The following is a 17,727-nucleotide window of genomic DNA, read 5'->3' on the forward strand; positions in this document are numbered from 1 at the left end:
GACGGGGTTGAGCAGGATGTCCTGCATATTTCTGTAATCAAGACAGACTACGGGATTTAGTGATCGTAAAGCGCCTGGCGGCGAGCACCAGATTGGCGAAGGCGAGCAGCTTAAACAGCTGTACAGTGTTTTTGGCCAGGCCGCGATAGCGCGTTTTGCGATGCCGGAACAGGTTCTTCATGACATGAAACGGATGCCCGACCTTCGCCCGCACGCTGGCGATTGCAGCGAACTTTTTTCACCACGGTGCAAACATCTTCCACACAGCCACTGCAACCTGCAAAAGACAGCCCATCATGGCCGCGAACAATAGCCCAATGTGTATCTTTAAGAACGCATCCATTTTTTCCTGGCTCACCGCTTGCGGCATCGCTACCGTTTTAAAACGGATACCTTGCCCTGCCAGCAGCAACAGCAAGACGGTCAGTGGAAAGGATTGCAGGAAAATTCTCTCGGGATACAGAATCCACGCCATTCCGGCGATGATGGAAAGCAATGCCAACAGATCGCAAAAAATATACAGAAATTTTCTTTTTTGAAATCCTGCTAGCGACGCGAGCAGCACGCCATTTTTCTTCTTTAATAAATGTTCCAGTACCAACCATTGTGAACCTGACTTGTCGACGGCTATATGCATTAAAAGTTCTCTCTTCAATTCAGGCGTATGACTTTCCTCAGGCAACAAGCGGCCACAATACTGTCACAGAAATATTGCGGCCGGCGTCACTATCAGCACCAGGATAGCAAGTAGCTGGGTATGTTCAGCCCGCTTTATCGCTTCCCTTATTAGCCCGAGCAATATGAATTGTACGCATACAACGCGCCAGCACCTATCATGATGCTGCCGCCCAGAGCTTGTCCACCTGGCACGACAGCAATGCCCCCTCCGATACTGGCGATGCCACCCCAGAAACCAGCCGTGCTGGAATAGTCGCTAGCTGACATGCGATCCGAGCAAAATGCGCGACCACCCGAAATGTCTTGAATTTCAATTTCCGATAAAATTTGCATTCTTACTCCATTTATTAAATGTGGCTGTTCAACAGCTATTGAATTGTCCAGCTACGAAAATTTTACTCACCTTCATGAAATCAATCCATCATAACGGCTCAGTAAATTTACTGCCTTGCAACTGCTTCGCATATAGGACTGCTCTTAAAAATGTGATTTTTCAGCAGCTATCTCACCGGCAGTGAGCAGGCGTGAGCGTGGGCGATTCAAAGGTATGACATCCATCAGTTAATTGTATGGCATCCGTCGCCTAGCCATCGGGTGTGCAAACCACCACAAACTTTCCATTTCGTGGATGAAGAACAGCTTGCCGCCGTTGCCTTCGCGCGAAAAGTCGTCGCGGTACTTGGCCGGCATGAAGTGCAGAGTCCGGCAGCGGGCCATAGATGGCGTTGAGCATGCCGGTGCCGCCCGCCGGCACGGCTGGGAACAGTTTCAGCTGCTGGAAGCTGTTTTCACGCGCAGCCATCACTTCGGCATGCCGCAGCTGCAGGCGGCGGACGACAGCGGCATCGGCGCGGGCGCCGACCTGCGTTTATTGCTGGGCAAGGATGCGGCGGCCAGCCTGCGCGCGCCGGACGTGCGCCTGGCATCGAACCTGGCGCCGTAATGGTGAAATCAGCGCGGCAGCAGGCGGCGGTCGGCAGGGTTGATCAGGAAGCCTTGCAGGATCTCCTGCAGTTGAGGCAGCTTCGCCACATAGGCGGGAATGCCCAGCTGGCGCGCGCCGAAATAGTGGGCGATGATATCGCCCTGCTGTTCCATGTTGAAGTCGGACAGGACGCCGCCCGCCTGCGCGTCGTAGCGGTAGGCACGCTGCCGGATATAGCCGCCGCACAGCGCCAGCAGCACGCCATGCAGCAGCACACTGTAGCCGAGCTGGTACTGCCACACATGCACCATCTCGTGGATGAAGAACAGCTTGCCGCTGTTGCCTTCGCGGGAAAAATCGTCACGGTACTGGGCCGGCATGAAGTACAGGCTGCCACGCGGCGTCATCGCCGTGTTCTGGTCCTGCAAGCCGAACGGTAGAAAGGAGCCGCGCACGACGCGCACGCGCGCGTAGTCGATGGCGCTCTGGAAGACGCTGCGGGCCATGGCGGTTTCGCCGATGGTGAGAGGGCGGCGCAAGACTCGCATAGGAAGAAGAGAAGAAAGCGCGGCAGGCAGGCCTGCCGCGCCGGTAGCGCTTACGCCGAGCGCAGGCCGCTGGCCGCTTTCGCGATTTCCGTGATGCGGTCCCAGTTGCCGGCCGCGATCGCGTCTTTCGGCGTCAGCCACGAACCGCCCACGCAGGCGACGTTCTTGCACGCCAGGAACTGCGACGCCGTCTCTTGCGAGATGCCGCCCGTCGGGCAGAACGTGATGTCCGGCAGCGGGCCGTAAATCGCGTTGAGCATGCCGATGCCGCCCGCCGGCACGGCAGGGAACAGCTTCAGCTGCTGGAAGCCGTTTTCACGCGCCGCCATCACTTCGCCTGGCGTCATCACGCCTGGCAGCAAGGGCAAGCCGCTGCTTTTCGCCGCCGCCACCAGGGCGGAAGTCAGGCCTGGCGAGACGCCAAACACGGCGCCCGCATCGCGCGCCTGCGCGAATTCCTCGGGACGGGTCAAGGTACCGACGCCGACGATGGCGCCCGGCACTGCCGACATGGCGCGGATCGCTTCGAGGCCGTGCTTGGTGCGCAGGGTCACTTCCAGCACGCGGATGCCGCCCGCCACCAGCGCGCGCGCCAGCGGTACGGCATGTTCAGGATCATCGATCGCAATCACGGGGATCACGCTCGAGGTGCGCATAATTTCCAGTAGTGTCATGGTCATCTCTTATTTCCTAGCCAAAAAGTCTTCATCGGAACCCGGTACGGTATCACCGACATTGTCGGCGTCGTGCAAGGCGACGGTGGTGGGAATCGGCGACGGCAGGCCGAAGGTGGTGGCACCTTCTTCCGCCGCGCTGACGGTGGAACGGAACATGGAAAACAGCTCGCGGCCCATGCCGACGTGGTTCGGCGACAGGTCGGCCGTGACCAGCGCACGGGCGTGCCAGACGTCGGCCGGCACCAGCGCTTCCAATACGCCGGTAAAGGCGTCGAGGCGGATGATGTCGCCGTCGCGCACCAGGCCCAGCGGGCCGCCGGCGAGGATTTCAGGCGATACGTGGATGGCGGCAGGCACCTTGCCCGACGCGCCCGACATGCGGCCATCGGTGACCAGCGCCACGTGACGGCCCGCATCCTGCAGGTTGGCCAGCGCGGGGGTCAGCGCATGCAGTTCCGGCATGCCGTTGGCGCGCGGGCCCTGGAAGCGCAGCACGGCAACGAAGTCGCGGTCCAGCGATCCCGCCTTGTAGGCGGCCATGAATTCTTCCTGCGAATTGAACACCAGCGCCGGCGCTTCGACCGTGCGGTGCTGCGGCTTGACGGCCGAGACCTTCATCACGGCGCGGCCCAGGTTACCCGCGACCAGGACCATGCCGCCGTCCGGCGCGAACGGGTTCGAGGCGGGACGCAGCACGTTGTCGTCGGCGCTGGCTGCCGGAGCATCTTTCCAGAAGACCTTGCCATCTTCACCGAGGAACGGTTCCATGCAGTGCGCGCGCAAGCCGTGGCCCAGGATGGTGTTGACGTCTTCGTGCAGCAAGCCGGCGTCCAGCAGTTCGCGGATCAGGTAACCGGTGCCGCCGGCCGCGTGGAAATGGTTCACGTCGGCGTCGCCGTTCGGGTAGATGCGCGTGAGCATCGGCACGATGGCCGACAGTTCATTGAAATCGTTCCAGTCGATGACGATGCCGGCCGCCTTGGCGATGGCCACCAGGTGCAAGGTATGGTTGGTCGAACCGCCCGTGGCCAGCAGACCCACGACGGCGTTGACGATACATTTCTCGTCGACGATATGGCCGACTGGCAAGTAGCTGCCGCTTTGCGCCGTAATGACGGCGGCGCGCTGGGCGGCGGCGGCGGTCAGTGCATCGCGCAGCGGGGTATTTGGCGTGATGAAGGCGGCGCCCGGCAAGTGCAGGCCCATCACTTCCATCAGCATCTGGTTGCTGTTCGCGGTACCGTAGAAGGTACAGGTGCCGGCGCCGTGGTAGGCTTTCGATTCGCCTTCGAGCAAGTCTTCGCGCGTGGCCTTGCCTTGCGCATACAGCTGGCGCACCTTGGCTTTTTCCTGGTTCGACAGGCCCGACGTCATCGGACCGGCCGGCACGAAGACGGCTGGCAAGTGGCCGAAGTGCAACGCGCCGATCAACAGGCCCGGCACGATCTTGTCGCACACGCCCAGGTACAGGGCCGAGTCGAACATATTGTGCGACAACGCCACGGCCGTCGACATGGCGATGGTGTCGCGCGAAAACAGCGACAGTTCCATGCCCGGCTGGCCTTGCGTCACGCCATCACACATGGCAGGCACGCCGCCGGCGAACTGGGCGACAGCGCCCACTTCGCGCACGGCTTGCTTGATAATTTGCGGGAAGCCTTCAAACGGCTGGTGTGCCGACAGCATGTCGTTGTACGAGGACACGATGGCCACGGACGGCTTCTTGTATTCCTTCAGCGACAGCTTGTCGTTGGCGGGAAAGGCGGCAAAGCCGTGCGCCAGGTTGGTGCACGACAGAGCGCCGCGCTGCACGCCCTGGATGCGGGCCGCATCCAGGTGCGCCAGGTAGGCGCCGCGCGATGGCCGGCTGCGCGCGATGATGCGCGCTGTTACGGATTCGACTACTGGATGCAGCGCCATATGGATTTCCTTAAAAATGAGTATTTCGTGAAATTTTACTACAAAATGGTCGCGCAGAAGCACTCTTGCAGTGGCCAGTGGCAGAAATAATCCATTTTTCCACGACCTTTCAAGGCAAAACAACAGCATGCCACATCCACCCGTCTTGCGTGCCTATCTATTGCAGCACGGATAAAACGCTGAAAAAACGCTGAAAATGCCATGCGCCTGCACAAACTGTAGTGAAATTACGTTTTTCTGATGTATTATTCTCATACCAATGCCGGATCCGCTGTTCGCCACGATGAACGCGCCGCGCTCCTTTCAACCGAGACAAGCACCCAAGCCGACCGCCATGCGCCAGCCAGCACCTACTCCTGCCATCACCGCCACCGCCAGTTTCCAGTCCCTGCAAGCGCACAGCGCCAGCCTGCGCGACGTGCATCTGCGCCAGCTGTTCGCCGCAGATCCAGCACGTTTCTCGACAATGACGGTCGATGCAGCCGGCCTGCTGCTCGATTACTCGAAGAACAGGGTCGACGCCACCGCCATGGCGCTGCTGATGGACCTGGCCCGCGAGCGCGGCGTGGAAGCACAGCGCGAAGCCATGTTCACTGGCGAGAAAATCAATCTTACCGAACATCGGGCCGTTCTGCATACGGCTTTGCGCGCGCCACGCGGCACCAAGCTGGTCGTCGATGGCCAGGATATCGATGCCGACGTGCAAGATGTGTTGCAACGCGTGAAGGCGTTTACGGACAAAGTACGCAATGGCAGCTGGCTCGGCTACACGGGCAAACCGATTTGCGACATCGTCAATATCGGCATCGGCGGTTCGGACCTGGGTCCGAAAATGGCTTGCCTGGCCTTGCGCTCGTACGCCAACCCGGGCCTGGAAATGCACTTTGTTTCCAACGTCGACGGGCACGACATGGAAGCGACCCTGTCGAAAGTCGATCCGGAAACGACCCTGTTCATCGTGGCCTCGAAAACTTTTGTGACGGCTGAAACCATGCTCAACGCCAACACGGCGCGCGCCTGGTTCCTGCTCGAAGGCGAAGAAAAGGATTTGGCGCAACATTTTGTGGCCGTCTCGACCAACACGCAAGCCATCGTCGACTTCGGCATTTCACCGGACAACATGTTCCCGTTCTGGGACTGGGTCGGCGGCCGCTATTCCGTCTGGTCGTCGATCGGCCTGGCCGTGGCCCTGTCCGTCGGCTTTGAATACTTCAGCGATTTCCTCGCCGGCGCGCATGCGATGGACCAGCATTTCCGCCAGGCGCCGCTGGAACAGAACATGCCCGTCGTGCTGGCCATGGTGGGCTTCTGGAACCGCCAGTTCCTCGATTGCAGCTCCGTTTCCATCGCGCCGTACCACCAGGACTTGAGCCGCTTTGCCGCCTATCTGCAACAGCTGGACATGGAAAGCAACGGCAAGCGCGTCACCAAGGATGGCGTGCCCGTCGACGTGCCTACCGGCCCCGTCATCTGGGGCGATTGCGGCACGAATGCGCAGCACGCGTATTTCCAGCTGCTGCACCAGGGTGCCGACATCACGCCCATCGATTTCATCGCCGCCCTGCGCGCCACGCACGATTTGCCGGGCCACCACGACGCCCTGCTGGCAAACTGCTTCGCCCAGTCGGAAGCCTTCATGACAGGCAAGACGGGCGAGGAAGTGCGCCTTGATTTGCAGGCGCAAGGCTTGCCGGAAAGCGAGATCGAAGCGCTGGTGCCGCACAAAACTTTCCCCGGCAACCGCCCCAGCAATACCATTTTGATGGACCAGCTGACCCCGACCACCCTGGGCGCCCTGATCGCGCTGTACGAACACAAGACCTTCGTGCAGGGCGTCTTGTGGAACGTCAACAGTTTTGATCAGTGGGGCGTGGAACTGGGCAAGGTGCTGGCCAAGAAAATCCAGGCCGAACTGACGGGTGAAGCCCGTCCCGACCACCACGACAGCTCGACCAATGGCTTGATTGCCCTGGCTAAAGCCGCCAAGGCCGCATATTAAAAAGAGATAGATGAATATTTACGAAATCAAAGTAGTGAGCGACAAGCCCATGCAAGTGGGCGAATGCCCGCTATGGCATGGCAAGGAAGCGGCCCTGTACTGGGTCGATATCGATGGCCGCGCCGTGCACCGCTTGCACCCGGCCAGCGGCAAGCATGAGCAATGGAACATGCCGACGGAACCGTCGGCGCTGGCGATCAACGCCGGCGGCGGCCTGATCGTGGCCTTGCGCAGCGGCTTCGCCCACCTCGATACAAAAACGGGCAGCCTGGCGGAAATCGCCCCGGCGCCGTTCGACATGGCCACCACGCGCTTTAACGATGGCAAGGTCGACCCGGCCGGCCGTTTCTGGGTCGGCACGATTTTCGAGCCGCGCAGCGCCGATGCGGCGGAAATGTTCGTGCTGGAAAAGGGACAAGTACGCAAGGTCTGGTCGGGCGGCATGACCGTGTCGAACGGCCTGGGTTTCAGTCCGGACAAGCGCACCATGTACCACTCGGATACCACCACGCACCGCATCGACCGCTTTGATTTCGATGCGGCCACGGGTGCCATTTCCGCGCCGCAGCCGTTCCAGCGTTTTTCCACGGACAAGAAAGCATTTGATTACGGCGGGCGCCCCGATGGCGCGGCCGTCGACAGCGAAGGCAATTACTGGTCGGCCATGTTTGAAGGCGGCAAGATCTTGCGCTTCGCCCCCGATGGCCATCTGCTGGGCGAAATTACCGTGCCCGTGCGTTGCCCCACCATGGTGACGTTCGGCGGCCCCGACCTGCGCACCCTGTACATCACCAGCGCCAGCCACAACCGGTCAAACGCCGAGATCGCCGACTACCCGTTGACGGGCCACGTGCTGTCCGTGCGCGTGGACGTGGCGGGACAGCCGGAGACGGCTTACCAGGCGTAGTCGTCTGCCAGCATGAAAAAGCGCCGGACCCTCGCGGGTACCGGCGCTTTTTCATATGCGAGCGAGCTGATTAACGCGCCAGCACCTTGCGGATGGTTTCCGCCAATTCCGCCGCCACGAACTTGGCCACGTAGCCATCCGCACCGACGCCCTTGACGTGGTCTTCGTTGGTCGAGCCCGTCAACGAAGAGTGGATCACCACGGGAATGTTGGAGAAACGGCCATCGTTCTTGATGTTGCGCGTCAAGGTAAAGCCATCCATTTCCGGCATTTCCAGGTCGGTCAGCACCAGCGCGACCTTGTCTTTCGCCGTCTTGCCTTCGGTAGCCGCCTGGGCCGAGATCGCCTGCAGGCGTTCCCACGCTTCCTTGCCCGTCTTGGTCATGATGAAAGGCACGCCCATCGCTTCGAGGCCCTTTTCGATCAGCGAGCGGGCCAGCGAGGAATCATCGGCCGCGAGGATCACGGCGCCTGCCGGCAAGCGCACTTGCGGGCCGATGCTGTTCTCGTCCACATCCGGGTCGCCCGACGGCAGCACGTTGCGCAGGATTTGTTCCACGTCCAGCACTTGTGCCAGGCGTGTCTTGTCCGTGTCGCCATCGAGGCGCGCGATACTGGTGACGAGGCCGCCGCCGACGCTCGACTCGGCCGACAGCACCTGATTCCATTCCAGGCGCACGATTTCATCGACCTCTTCCACGGCAAACGCCTGTGTCGAGCGGGCAAATTCGGTCACCATCAGGATCTTCAAACCATTGCTCTTGCAGCCGACCGCCATCGGCAAGTCGATCACGGGCACGATCTGGCCACGGATGTTGACCACGCCCAGCATGTGCGGGTGCGAACCGGCCACGGCCGTAATGGCCGGCATTTCCATGATTTCACGGACTTTGAACACATTGATGCCGAAGAGTTCGCGGCTGGTCGAGTGATCACTGGTGCCCAGCTTGAACAGGAACAGTTCGAATTTGTTATTGCCTGTCAGGCTGGTGCGTTCATCGACATCTTGCTGCATTGAATTCATTGTGTCCCCTTGAGCCGTCTTGTAAAGTTAAGTCGCCTGCCCCTGATGCTGCGGGCAATGCGGACTGCACGTCGCATGGACGTCGGATGGCGGGTTCGGGGCATGGCCGGCGCTAGCGGTGCAGTGTGTATCGTACAATTTCTTACAACCAATAGTTGCTATCGATTTGATCTTGAATTATACGGTTTTTTACTTTCTTCAAAGCTACTTTACGCTGCCAACGCCGATCCTGACAGCATTTCTTGATTTGCTTGTTGCTACAGCGCAAATGATGACGGAGAGAATCGAAAATTTCCGTGGCAACCATGGTTGCTTTGAAAAGCCAGGTAAGAAGCATGGCACAGCGCCAGCAGCGGCGAACGGCATATAATGGCCATGCTGGCATCACTGGCAAGAATACCGGGCAAAATGGCGACGGCAGCGGATGGAATGTAGTAAAATTTCTTGCAATTGCCTGTTCTACGTAGTAAATTTACACCACCGATTATAGTAGCGACAGACTGGCACTTCCGGTCGGCTTTCTCCCCGCTCCGGCCCTTTTACTTTTGCGACGACACTCACTTATGGCACTTACCGATTTTGACCTGGTCCTGTTTGGCGGCAGCGGCGATTTAGCAATGCGCAAGTTGTTGCCTGCAATGTATGCGCGCGACGTCGCGAACGATTTGCCGCCGACGGCGCGCATCATCTGTGTGGGCCGCCAGGACAGCGGCCAGGATGCCTTCCTGAAAATGGTAGAGACCAACTCGCGTCCCCATATCAAGGCCAGCACCCTGAATGCCGCCACCTGGAGCAAATTTTGCGCGCGCATCGTGTATGTGTCGCTCAACGCCAGCGATGCGGCCACGTACGCGCCGCTGGTCGAAGCGCTGCGCGGCGATGCCGACCTGACGCGCGTGTACTACCTGGCGACGCCGCCGCATTTGTTCGCCCTGATCTGCGACAACCTGGAAGACAACGGCCTGGTGACGCCGAATTCGCGCGTGGTCCTGGAAAAGCCGCTGGGCCGCGACCTGGCCAGCGCCAAGCAGATCAATGCCGAAGTGGGCAAGGTCTTCCAGGAATCGCAGATCTACCGTATCGACCATTACCTGGGCAAGGAAACCGTGCAGAACTTGCTGGCCCTACGCTTCGGCAATATCCTGTTCGAACCGCTGTGGCGCCGCGAATGGATTTCCGACGTGCAGATCACCATCGCCGAGAAACTGGGCGTGGGCAACCGCATGGGTTACTACGACACGTCGGGCGCGCTGCGCGACATGCTGCAAAACCACTTGCTGCAACTGCTGTGCATCGTCGCCATGGAACCGCCGACCTCGATCGCGCCGGACGCCGTGCGCGATGAAAAGCTGCAAGTGCTGCGCTCGCTGAAAAAATTCACGCCCACCACTCTGGCTCAGAACATCGTGCGCGGCCAGTACCGCGCCGGCCACGTCGACGGTGCCACCGTGCCGAGCTACCGCGACGAACCGGATGCGCCGGAACATTCGCGCACCGAAACCTTCGTTGCCCTGAAGGCGGAAATCGACACCTGGCGCTGGGCCGGCGTGCCGTTCTACCTGCGCACGGGCAAGCGCATGGCCGACAGCCTGGCCGAGATCGTCGTGCGCTTCAAGCAGATCCCGCACTCGATCTTCAACCAGCCCACGTCGAGCTTCCAGCCGAACTGCCTGGTGATCCGTTTGCAGCCGGACGAAGGCTTGCGCATGAATTTGATGGCGAAAACCCCGGGCGACGGCATGCGTTTGAAACCGGCGGAACTGGAACTCGATTTCCGCGAATCGTTCAAGACCCCGCGCATGGACGCCTACGAGCGCCTGCTGCTCGACGTCCTGCGCGGCCAGCTGACCCTGTTCATGCGCGGCGACGAACTGGAAGCGGCCTGGGAATGGGTCGAGCCGATTCTCGACAACTGGGAACAGAACGACAGCGCGCCGATTCCGTACACGGCCGGCACCTGGGGCCCCGCGGCCGCCAGCGCCCTGATCGGCCGCGATGGCTTGCAGTGGCGTGAAGAAGCCCTGCCGGAAGACTAATCTAGCAGGGCAAGGAGCCGTGCCTTGCAAGGCACGGCCGTTACGCAGGCGCGGAGCTGTGCTCCGCGAATTCCCTGCTTCACCGCTTCCCGAAATCAGAAGACTAATTTAATGCTGCTTGATTCCATCCGCACCCAGCTCGATTCGCTCTCCAAGTCGGAGAAGAAGGTCGCGCTGGCCGTGCTTGACCAGCCTAACCAGACGGTCAGCCAGAACATCACGGCGCTGGCGAAAAGCGCGCAGGTGTCGGAACCGACCGTGGTGCGCTTTTGCCGCACGCTGGGCTATGACGGCTGGCATGAATTCAAGCTGAAGCTGGCGCAGGGCCTGGCCCTGGCCATGCCGGGTGCGAACGAGCAGCCGGCGCAGGACGACCTGGCGGCCGACCTGGTGAATAAAATCTGCAGCCGCTCGATCAACACCCTGCTCGACCTGCGCAACAACCTGAACCCGGAAGCGATCCAGCGCGCGCTCGACATCCTGTCGCGCGCCAGCAAGATCGAATTCTATGGCCAGGGCACATCGGGCATCGTGGCGGCCGACGCGCAGCACAAGTTCTTCCGTTCGGGCGTACCGACGGTGGCCTACAGCGATCCGAACATCCACAGTATCGCCGCGGCCCTGCTGCGCGGCGGCGACTGCCTGGTGGCCATCTCGCAGCGCGGCAACAGCCCCGCCCTGGTCCGCTCCGTGAAACTGGCGCGCCGCGGCGGCGCCGACGTCGTCGTGCTGGCCCCATCGGGCACGCCGCTGGCCGACCTGGCAACCGTGCTGATCCCGATCGACCTGGTCTTCAACACCGACCCCTACACCCCGATTTCGGCGCGCCTGGCCTACCTGGTCGTGATCGACGTGCTGGCCGTGGGCCTGGCCCTGCAGCGCGGGCCGGAATTCCGCAAGAAAATGCAAAATGCGCAGAAAGCGCTGCAGGAATTCGACATGCAGTTCGATTCCTTCATCGGCTGATCCCCGATCGGCGCCAGCCTCGCTGGTGCCGCTCCGTATCCAAACGTCTCCATCGGACCAGGATATCTCTTCCTTGATCTCACATCAGGAACCGATACACGCGCAGCCTTTGCATCGAAAGATCAGCCCACCATCCGTGTCTAAGAATTGGGATCCTTTGGTTTCCCATAGTGGCGTATCGGATGAGCAGTGCTATATCCGGGATAAATTGAAACCACAACCCGAACTTCGTCGTTTGGAAAAAAATGGATATAAATACTTCCTGTTTCATCGTATTTTTCCACTTCCACCATTTTTTCTTTAATAGTATGTTTTAGTCCATCCGGCATATCCCACCGCACCAGCACCATCATTCCCGGATACCACGCTCTCGGAATGGAGGCACAGCAAACTTCAGGTCCTCCCGCTCCCCATCTGGCCATATTGGCACCTCCCGCCCCATCCACCGACGCGGAATAAATATATTTTCCCGTATGATTGACAATACCCACCTGCGCTATCGAGGTAGGACCTGGGCCGGCTTCCTCGACCTGCCTGGCCTTGAACGCACAGCCGCTCAGCAGCAAAGCAGCGCCAAGATAAATAATCCATTTCATGATTTTCACCTTGCAGAAAATGCCACGTCGTTTTTCACTTTACCGCCACATACGGCAATAGAAAATAGGGGGATGCCCATGCGTGGATGCGTCAAGAAAAAATGCTGGGAAGCGGTCCAGAAATGGAATTTTATCGATCATCTTATCAAGGAAGATTGGCAGGTTTTTCGGAGTGAAGAATAGGATGGATTTTGCTAGGCCCTCCAGCATTTGACACAACCACTCTCACCTCGTCATTCTCAAAAAAATGCATATAAATATCTCCTGGTCTATCATATTTTTCCACTTCCACCATTTTTTCTTTGACAACGTCGGTATGCCCCTCAGGCATATTCCAACGCACCAAGACTTTCATACCCGGATGCCACACTCGAGGAATAGATGCGCAGCAAATATTGGCAAGTCCCGCCCCCCATCTGGCCATATTCCCCCCTCCCGCCCCATCCACCGATGCGGAATAAATATACTTCCCCGTATGATTGACAATACCCACCTGCGCCGTCGCGGTAGGACTCGGGCCGGCTTCCTCAACCGGCCTGGCCTTGAATGCACAGCCGCTCAGCAGCAAGGCAGCAAACAAAACGCCACCCCAAAAAAACCGTTTCATAATTTTCATCATATAAGACCAATGGCTAATTGGATCGATCAAGCGTCGACGGCTTAAGAAAAAGACTGGAAAGAGCCTCAGAAATAGAAATAGAAATAGAAATAGAAATAGAAATAGAAATAGAAATTTTATCGTTCATCCCATCAAGGAATAGTGGCAGGTTTTCCGGAATGAAGAATGGGGTGAATTTTGCTAGGCCCTCCAGCATTTGACACAACCACTCTCACCTCGTCATTCTCAAAAAAATGCATATAGATATCTCCGGGTCTATCATATTTTTCCACTTCCACCATTTTTTCTTTGACAATATGCGTATGTTCTTCCGGCATATCCCACCGCACCAGGACTTTCATTCCCGGATACCACACACGAGGAATGGATGCGCAGCAAATATTGGCAAGCCCCGCCCCCATCTGGCCATATTCCCCCCCTTTCTTTGAACGGAGTCCCTACGCCTGGAATATAGTTTGAAAAATATCCGCTCTGTTGCTTGCCATTTGGATATGTTAAAAAAAGGCGCGCCACATTACTGTGACTGGCATCTTCCGGTTTGAGTGGAATTTTCGCAATGGCAATGGGGACTTTCGTTTTTTCATCAATTACACCGGTACGCAAGCCGTTGCGATCCCGTTCCAAATTATTGTTCGTGCCGTCAAAAAATAGTCCCACATGTACAGCTATGCTGCATGGTGCGTCTGATGCCGCGCTGCATACAACTTGAGCGATTTTTGACTGTTCACTCGTGCCTGGCTTTAAGAATATATCGACAGGAACGGGAGCTTTGAAAGGCGGAACATTAATCATAATGAATCATTTTTTAAGTGATGGTTTACCCGTGTGTTGAATCGGGTGATCTTTTCCATACCCTGCATCATTCGACACAACAACCCTCACCTCATCATTCTCAAAAAAGTGCATATAAATATCTCCGGGTCTATCATATTTTTCAACTCTCACTACTTTTTCTTTAACAATATGCGTATGCCCTTCAGGCATATCCCACCGTACCATGACGTTCATTCCTGGATGCCATACTCTCGGGATTGATGTACAGCAAATATTCGCACCTCCCGCCCCCCATTTATCCATATTCCCCCCTCCTGCCCCATCCACCGATGCGGAGTAAATAAAATTCCCCGTATGGTTCACAATACCCACCTGCGCCGTCGCGGTAGGACTTGGGCCGACTTGCTCAACCTGCCTGGCCTTGAGGGCGCAACCGCTCAGCAGCAAGACAGTGCCAAGATACATAATCCATTTCATGGTTTTCACCTTGCAAAAAATGCTACGTTGTTTTTCTACTTTACTGCCATATACGGCAATAGAAAATAGGGGACTGTCCACACGTGGATGCTTCAAGAAAAAGTGCTCGGAAGCGGTCCAGAAATGGAAATTTTATCGATCATCCTATCAAGGAATATTGGCAGGTTTTCCGAAATGAAGAATAGGATGAGTTTTTGCACCCCCTCCAGCATTTGACACGACAACCCTCACTTTATCATTGGGAAAGAAATGCATATAGATATCCCCAGGCTCATCATATTTTTCCACTTCCACCATTTTTTCTTTAATAATATGTTTTAGTCCATCCGGCATATCCCACCGCACCAGCACCATCATTCCTGGATACCACACTCTCGGGATAGAGGCGCAGCAAACTTCGGCTCCCCCCGCTCCCCATCTGGCCATATTCGCGCCTCCGGCACCATCCACCGATGCGGAGTAAATAAAATTTCCCGTATGGTTGACAATACCCACCTGCGCCGTCGCGGTAGGACTTGGGCCGGCTTGCTCAACCTGCCTGGCCTTGAGGGCACAACCGCTCAGCAGCAAGACAGTGCCAAGATACATAATCCATTTCATGGTTTTCACCTTGCAAAAATGCTACGTTGTTTTTCTACTTTACTGCCATATACGGCAATAGAAAATAGGGGACTGTCCACACGTGGATGGTTCAACAGAATAGCTTTTGGCTAAAAAAGCAGTCATGGATTTCCTTCCAAGCTTTGGATGACTTTTTTCTGAAACTCAATGATTTCCTGAATCTCCTTTACCTTCTCGTCTGGCAAAGAAATCCCTCTAAGCAACAGTCCTCTTTCCAGCGTAAGTAAGCTAGCTTTTTCTCTCTTCAATTTCTGCTTACGACGCTCATCCCGATACTCCTTCGTCGGCACCGGATACCCCTTGATTTTTCCCGGCCACTCCGGTCGGCTCGGTCCGTAAAGCGACACCACGGCTCCCACGCTGCCATCTTCATAGACGATCAGCCAGATATCGCCCGCCTTCCCATCCGGATACTGTGGAACACTGACCGTCTCGCGATGAAAGGTCGGGTCCGGGGACAACTGATAGACCACCACCACCTTCAAATCCGCATGCCACTTTTCCGGCACGGTGAAACAGCATATCGATCCGCCCTGCCCGTATGGACGGATCGAATCGCCACCGCCGCCGCTGTTGGTATTGCCCGGATTTTCAACCGCGATGTAATCGACTTCGCGCGAAGAATAATTCAGCGCCTGAATGCTCGCGGCCATGGCGACGCCGGGTAAACATGCGGCCAGCAAGAGGACTCGCCAGCAATGGTGCTTGAGCAACGTCGTCATGATGTCATCGCTATCTATAAAATCGCCAAATGAATCTACCCGGCTCCAGCCGCGCTGAAATCACGCTCTATGCGAGCGCCTCGGCACGCGTTGCGTAGCGCTGCTGCGCCAGGTAAATCTCTTCATCGGATTTGGCCTGCGCAATATCCTGTGTTAAGTTTTCGCTCCACACAAATTCTTCGGGTGCTTCTTTCGCCTCGATGCCGGCCGTCGGCATGCGTTGCAGCTCCTTCTCGTGCACGCTTTTCCGGAAGAAACCGCTTTGCGGGTAATAGCCTCGGCGCAAGATATAGCCGCCACCCTCGCGCCGCGTATAGGTTTGCGTGGTAATCGCCCAGCTGCGCATGTCGGCGCTGTCGGCATCCGTGCGGATCGGATAGGGAGTGCCATACTGCGCTTCCTTGACCAGTGCTTCCTCTTCCGGCGTCAATGCTTCGCCATTCTTCTGTTTCAGTTGCGCGGCTTCCGTCTTTCGGCTGAGCTCATATACGCGTTTATAAAAACGTTCTTCAGGTGGTTTATTGGCGAACGAGGCGATCCTGGCCCGCTTGTCGTATTCCGTCACTTCGCCTGCCATATAAAAACCGGCCAACGAATCATGTACATAGTCGTCAAAAAACCGCATCACTTCGGGCGGCAGCGGTTTGGGGTGATCGAATATGTCGAGCGCCCATGATTCCCAATCATCCAAGGAGATGTGATTTTGGGCTCGATAGTATTGCCAGTGATTGATGCGCGCAATGTCCCGGGCACTGAACGGTTGCCCCTCATCGCCATGAAGGAAGGCTTTGCGCGCGCGCAGCGCTTCCAGATCGCCTGCCAGCAAACGGTTGTAGGAACCCAGATCCTCCCGCTCTTGCGCGCTGGCCGCCTTGAAGCTGGCCGTGGCTTCCAGGGTCTTGACGCGCGCGGCGCGCCAGCGGTAATACAGCTCCATGTGCTTGCTCAGCAAGGCGCCTTGCTTGTTAAGCTCGGCGGTATATGCTTCCCATGCTTTGGCAAGCTCTTGACTGACCTGGAAATCCTCCTGATCGCGAAGTTCCAGTTCGCTGAACGGTATCAAGGGCACGCCCTTGAGGCGCGCTTCCTTGAACATATGCGCGAGCGGGATTTGCGACAACAAGGCCGCTTGTCCGCCACGCCCCTTTCCCTGCTCGCCCGGACCATAGCCGCCTCCTACGTCCGAGTGCACGCCAGGGAAATACACTTCCTCGATTTTCCCTGTCAGGCGCGTGACGGGAAAATTCATGCGCTGCTCATGCGTGGCAATACAATGCAGACCTGCCTGGACGCAGGACGGCAATGGTTTGAGCAATTCATTGGCCCAGGCCCAATGGCCATCGAACATCGCGCCAGGCGCGATCGTGGTTTTCGCGACAGACGCCGAGCTGCCCACGGTTGCCACCGTGTCAAAGACGCCAAGAAAATCGATGCTGGCAAGGATGCCGGCAAACTCCGGCCCCTTCTCGCCCGGCTTGAGCAAATCGGCAAACAGCTGACAGAACGCCACCGCCTCGGCGGCGCCCCGCGAAAAACCGAACACGGACAGGGTCAGCGATGGAATATTCGGCTTGGGCCGTGCCGCCATCGCCTCCCTTAGTTTTTCAATATGCTCAGCGAACCAGTCCGAGTGAGTCATGAAGCGCTCCCTGCCGGTTGAGGGATGCGGCACCTTTTTGTGGCCTACGGCATTATCATAAGCACGGGCAAGTTCGCCAGCCTTATCTGATTTATATAATGGAGTTTCATCTCCATATACCGTTCGATGAATTGCATTTAGAACCTGCAACAATCCCCAGATAATGCGCGGCTGCCCTCCTTTGGCAAAAGCTTTCCCCTCATCCGATTCAGTCAATTCACCGATTTCCGCAAATGGCGTTCCCACGCCAGGAATATAATTTCGAAAATATCCAGCACCCCGCTTATTCGATGGAAAACTCGAAAATAGCCGCGCCACATTGCTATGACTGGCGCTATTGGCGTCGACTACAGCATTACTTATAGAAATAGGCTTCTTTGTTTTCGGGTCGAGCACGCCTGTCCTAACCCCATTCCTATCGCGCTCCAGATTATTATTGGTTCCATCAAAGAAAAGTCCAACCCTTACTGGAATACTGCACGGCGCGCTATCTTTATTAGCACATGCCTCCTTGGAAATTTCGGATTGTTCTTTCGTCGACGGTTTTAGAAAGAAATCGACGGGAAACGGCGCGGAATTGGGAGTTTCACTGATCATAA

Annotated in this window: 20 protein-coding genes and 1 pseudogene; 5 read left to right on the forward strand and 16 right to left on the reverse strand. The window is 57.3% G+C overall.

Annotation, left to right across the window (positions count from 1 at the left end):
- Window positions 1-37: 37 nt before the first annotated feature.
- The 7 genes and pseudogenes from AC3IQ7_RS23560 to edd all read right to left on the reverse strand — a co-directional run bounded on the left by AC3IQ7_RS23560 (window position 38) and on the right by edd (window position 4,748).
- On the reverse strand, window positions 38-223 hold the full coding sequence (locus AC3IQ7_RS23560) for a transposase (protein ID WP_489210506.1): 186 nt from the start codon (window positions 221-223) through the stop codon (window positions 38-40).
- A gap of 15 nt (window positions 224-238) precedes the next feature.
- Window positions 239-637, reverse strand: coding sequence for a hypothetical protein (locus tag AC3IQ7_RS23565; protein WP_489207459.1), 399 nt, complete (start codon window positions 635-637; stop codon window positions 239-241).
- A gap of 149 nt (window positions 638-786) precedes the next feature.
- Window positions 787-1,011 carry a hypothetical protein gene (locus AC3IQ7_RS23570; RefSeq protein WP_158301272.1) on the reverse strand — a complete coding sequence of 75 codons (225 nt, stop codon included), beginning with the start codon at window positions 1,009-1,011 and terminating at the stop codon, window positions 787-789.
- Window positions 1,012-1,378: 367 nt separating this feature from the next.
- Window positions 1,379-1,489: pseudogene (locus tag AC3IQ7_RS23575) on the reverse strand (keto-deoxy-phosphogluconate aldolase); the annotation flags it as partial.
- Window positions 1,490-1,629: 140 nt separating this feature from the next.
- Window positions 1,630-2,142: a Rhs element Vgr protein gene (locus AC3IQ7_RS23580; RefSeq protein WP_489207460.1), complete on the reverse strand. Its 513-nt coding sequence runs from the start codon at window positions 2,140-2,142 to the stop codon at window positions 1,630-1,632.
- A gap of 59 nt (window positions 2,143-2,201) precedes the next feature.
- Entirely contained in the window at window positions 2,202-2,831 is a 630-nt protein-coding gene (gene eda / locus AC3IQ7_RS23585; RefSeq protein ID WP_070260457.1) for a bifunctional 4-hydroxy-2-oxoglutarate aldolase/2-dehydro-3-deoxy-phosphogluconate aldolase, read from the reverse strand.
- A 3-nt stretch (window positions 2,832-2,834) separates the two neighbouring features.
- Window positions 2,835-4,748 carry a phosphogluconate dehydratase gene (gene edd, locus AC3IQ7_RS23590; protein WP_489207461.1) on the reverse strand — a complete coding sequence of 638 codons (1,914 nt, stop codon included), beginning with the start codon at window positions 4,746-4,748 and terminating at the stop codon, window positions 2,835-2,837.
- 334 nt (window positions 4,749-5,082) lie between these two features.
- Between edd and pgi the strand changes: the two genes are divergently transcribed.
- Both pgi and AC3IQ7_RS23600 read left to right on the forward strand, forming a co-directional pair.
- Window positions 5,083-6,747 carry a glucose-6-phosphate isomerase gene (pgi, locus tag AC3IQ7_RS23595; RefSeq protein WP_489207462.1) on the forward strand — a complete coding sequence of 555 codons (1,665 nt, stop codon included), beginning with the start codon at window positions 5,083-5,085 and terminating at the stop codon, window positions 6,745-6,747.
- A gap of 10 nt (window positions 6,748-6,757) precedes the next feature.
- Complete coding sequence (locus tag AC3IQ7_RS23600; protein ID WP_489207463.1) at window positions 6,758-7,654, forward strand: SMP-30/gluconolactonase/LRE family protein; 897 nt, start codon at window positions 6,758-6,760, stop codon at window positions 7,652-7,654.
- Between the two features lie 70 nt (window positions 7,655-7,724).
- Here AC3IQ7_RS23600 and AC3IQ7_RS23605 read toward each other — a convergent pair whose 3' ends face one another.
- On the reverse strand, window positions 7,725-8,678 hold the full coding sequence (locus AC3IQ7_RS23605; protein WP_099379036.1) for a chemotaxis protein: 954 nt from the start codon (window positions 8,676-8,678) through the stop codon (window positions 7,725-7,727).
- Between the two features lie 172 nt (window positions 8,679-8,850).
- Between AC3IQ7_RS23605 and AC3IQ7_RS23610 the strand changes: the two genes are divergently transcribed.
- The 3 genes from AC3IQ7_RS23610 (at window position 8,851) to AC3IQ7_RS23620 (ending at window position 11,680) form a co-directional block, all read left to right on the forward strand.
- Window positions 8,851-9,048: a hypothetical protein gene (locus AC3IQ7_RS23610; RefSeq protein WP_489207464.1), complete on the forward strand. Its 198-nt coding sequence runs from the start codon at window positions 8,851-8,853 to the stop codon at window positions 9,046-9,048.
- 193 nt (window positions 9,049-9,241) lie between these two features.
- Window positions 9,242-10,714, forward strand: coding sequence for a glucose-6-phosphate dehydrogenase (gene zwf / locus AC3IQ7_RS23615; protein WP_034750861.1), 1,473 nt, complete (start codon window positions 9,242-9,244; stop codon window positions 10,712-10,714).
- A 111-nt stretch (window positions 10,715-10,825) separates the two neighbouring features.
- Window positions 10,826-11,680 (forward strand): SIS domain-containing protein, encoded by an 855-nt coding sequence (locus AC3IQ7_RS23620; RefSeq protein ID WP_034750862.1) that lies wholly within the window; start codon window positions 10,826-10,828, stop codon window positions 11,678-11,680.
- A gap of 140 nt (window positions 11,681-11,820) precedes the next feature.
- On the opposite strand, the gene AC3IQ7_RS23625 is transcribed toward AC3IQ7_RS23620, so the two are convergent.
- The 8 genes from AC3IQ7_RS23625 to AC3IQ7_RS23660 form a co-directional block, all read right to left on the reverse strand.
- Window positions 11,821-12,276 carry a DUF3304 domain-containing protein gene (locus AC3IQ7_RS23625; RefSeq protein WP_099379035.1) on the reverse strand — a complete coding sequence of 152 codons (456 nt, stop codon included), beginning with the start codon at window positions 12,274-12,276 and terminating at the stop codon, window positions 11,821-11,823.
- Between the two features lie 145 nt (window positions 12,277-12,421).
- Window positions 12,422-12,925 (reverse strand): DUF3304 domain-containing protein, encoded by a 504-nt coding sequence (locus AC3IQ7_RS23630; RefSeq protein WP_489207465.1) that lies wholly within the window; start codon window positions 12,923-12,925, stop codon window positions 12,422-12,424.
- Window positions 12,926-13,026: 101 nt separating this feature from the next.
- Window positions 13,027-13,260: a DUF3304 domain-containing protein gene (locus AC3IQ7_RS23635; protein ID WP_489210508.1), complete on the reverse strand. Its 234-nt coding sequence runs from the start codon at window positions 13,258-13,260 to the stop codon at window positions 13,027-13,029.
- Window positions 13,154-13,687, reverse strand: a complete 534-nt coding sequence (locus tag AC3IQ7_RS23640) for a hypothetical protein (RefSeq protein ID WP_489210568.1) — start codon at window positions 13,685-13,687, stop codon at window positions 13,154-13,156. The genes AC3IQ7_RS23635 and AC3IQ7_RS23640 overlap by 107 nt, the downstream gene beginning before the upstream one ends.
- Before the next feature lie 6 nt (window positions 13,688-13,693).
- Window positions 13,694-14,242, reverse strand: a complete 549-nt coding sequence (locus tag AC3IQ7_RS23645; RefSeq protein ID WP_489207466.1) for a DUF3304 domain-containing protein — start codon at window positions 14,240-14,242, stop codon at window positions 13,694-13,696.
- A gap of 51 nt (window positions 14,243-14,293) precedes the next feature.
- Window positions 14,294-14,746, reverse strand: a complete 453-nt coding sequence (locus AC3IQ7_RS23650; RefSeq protein WP_489207467.1) for a DUF3304 domain-containing protein — start codon at window positions 14,744-14,746, stop codon at window positions 14,294-14,296.
- 122 nt (window positions 14,747-14,868) lie between these two features.
- Window positions 14,869-15,489, reverse strand: coding sequence for a DUF3304 domain-containing protein (locus AC3IQ7_RS23655; protein WP_099379031.1), 621 nt, complete (start codon window positions 15,487-15,489; stop codon window positions 14,869-14,871).
- A 67-nt stretch (window positions 15,490-15,556) separates the two neighbouring features.
- Window positions 15,557-17,725 carry a phospholipase effector Tle1 domain-containing protein gene (locus tag AC3IQ7_RS23660; RefSeq protein ID WP_099379030.1) on the reverse strand — a complete coding sequence of 723 codons (2,169 nt, stop codon included), beginning with the start codon at window positions 17,723-17,725 and terminating at the stop codon, window positions 15,557-15,559.
- Window positions 17,726-17,727 lie beyond the last annotated feature (2 nt).

The sequence above is a fragment of the Janthinobacterium sp. GL_088 genome, from assembly GCF_057837845.1.

Excerpts from the sequence above, each read along its gene's own strand:
- AC3IQ7_RS23565 (WP_489207459.1), bottom strand. The coding sequence starts at position 637 with ATGCATATAGCCGTCGACAAGTCAGGTTCACAATGGTTGGTACTGGAA.
- AC3IQ7_RS23570 (WP_158301272.1), bottom strand. The coding sequence starts at position 1,011 with ATGCAAATTTTATCGGAAATTGAAATTCAAGACATTTCGGGTGGTCGC.
- eda (WP_070260457.1), bottom strand. The coding sequence starts at position 2,831 with ATGACCATGACACTACTGGAAATTATGCGCACCTCGAGCGTGATCCCC.
- edd (WP_489207461.1), bottom strand. The coding sequence starts at position 4,748 with ATGGCGCTGCATCCAGTAGTCGAATCCGTAACAGCGCGCATCATCGCG.
- pgi (WP_489207462.1), top strand. The coding sequence starts at position 5,083 with ATGCGCCAGCCAGCACCTACTCCTGCCATCACCGCCACCGCCAGTTTC.
- AC3IQ7_RS23600 (WP_489207463.1), top strand. The coding sequence starts at position 6,758 with ATGAATATTTACGAAATCAAAGTAGTGAGCGACAAGCCCATGCAAGTG.
- AC3IQ7_RS23605 (WP_099379036.1), bottom strand. The coding sequence starts at position 8,678 with ATGAATTCAATGCAGCAAGATGTCGATGAACGCACCAGCCTGACAGGC.
- zwf (WP_034750861.1), top strand. The coding sequence starts at position 9,242 with ATGGCACTTACCGATTTTGACCTGGTCCTGTTTGGCGGCAGCGGCGAT.
- AC3IQ7_RS23620 (WP_034750862.1), top strand. The coding sequence starts at position 10,826 with ATGCTGCTTGATTCCATCCGCACCCAGCTCGATTCGCTCTCCAAGTCG.
- AC3IQ7_RS23625 (WP_099379035.1), bottom strand. The coding sequence starts at position 12,276 with ATGAAATGGATTATTTATCTTGGCGCTGCTTTGCTGCTGAGCGGCTGT.
- AC3IQ7_RS23640 (WP_489210568.1), bottom strand. The coding sequence starts at position 13,687 with ATGATTAATGTTCCGCCTTTCAAAGCTCCCGTTCCTGTCGATATATTC.
- AC3IQ7_RS23650 (WP_489207467.1), bottom strand. The coding sequence starts at position 14,746 with ATGAAATGGATTATGTATCTTGGCACTGTCTTGCTGCTGAGCGGTTGT.
- AC3IQ7_RS23655 (WP_099379031.1), bottom strand. The coding sequence starts at position 15,489 with ATGACGACGTTGCTCAAGCACCATTGCTGGCGAGTCCTCTTGCTGGCC.
- AC3IQ7_RS23660 (WP_099379030.1), bottom strand. The coding sequence starts at position 17,725 with ATGATCAGTGAAACTCCCAATTCCGCGCCGTTTCCCGTCGATTTCTTT.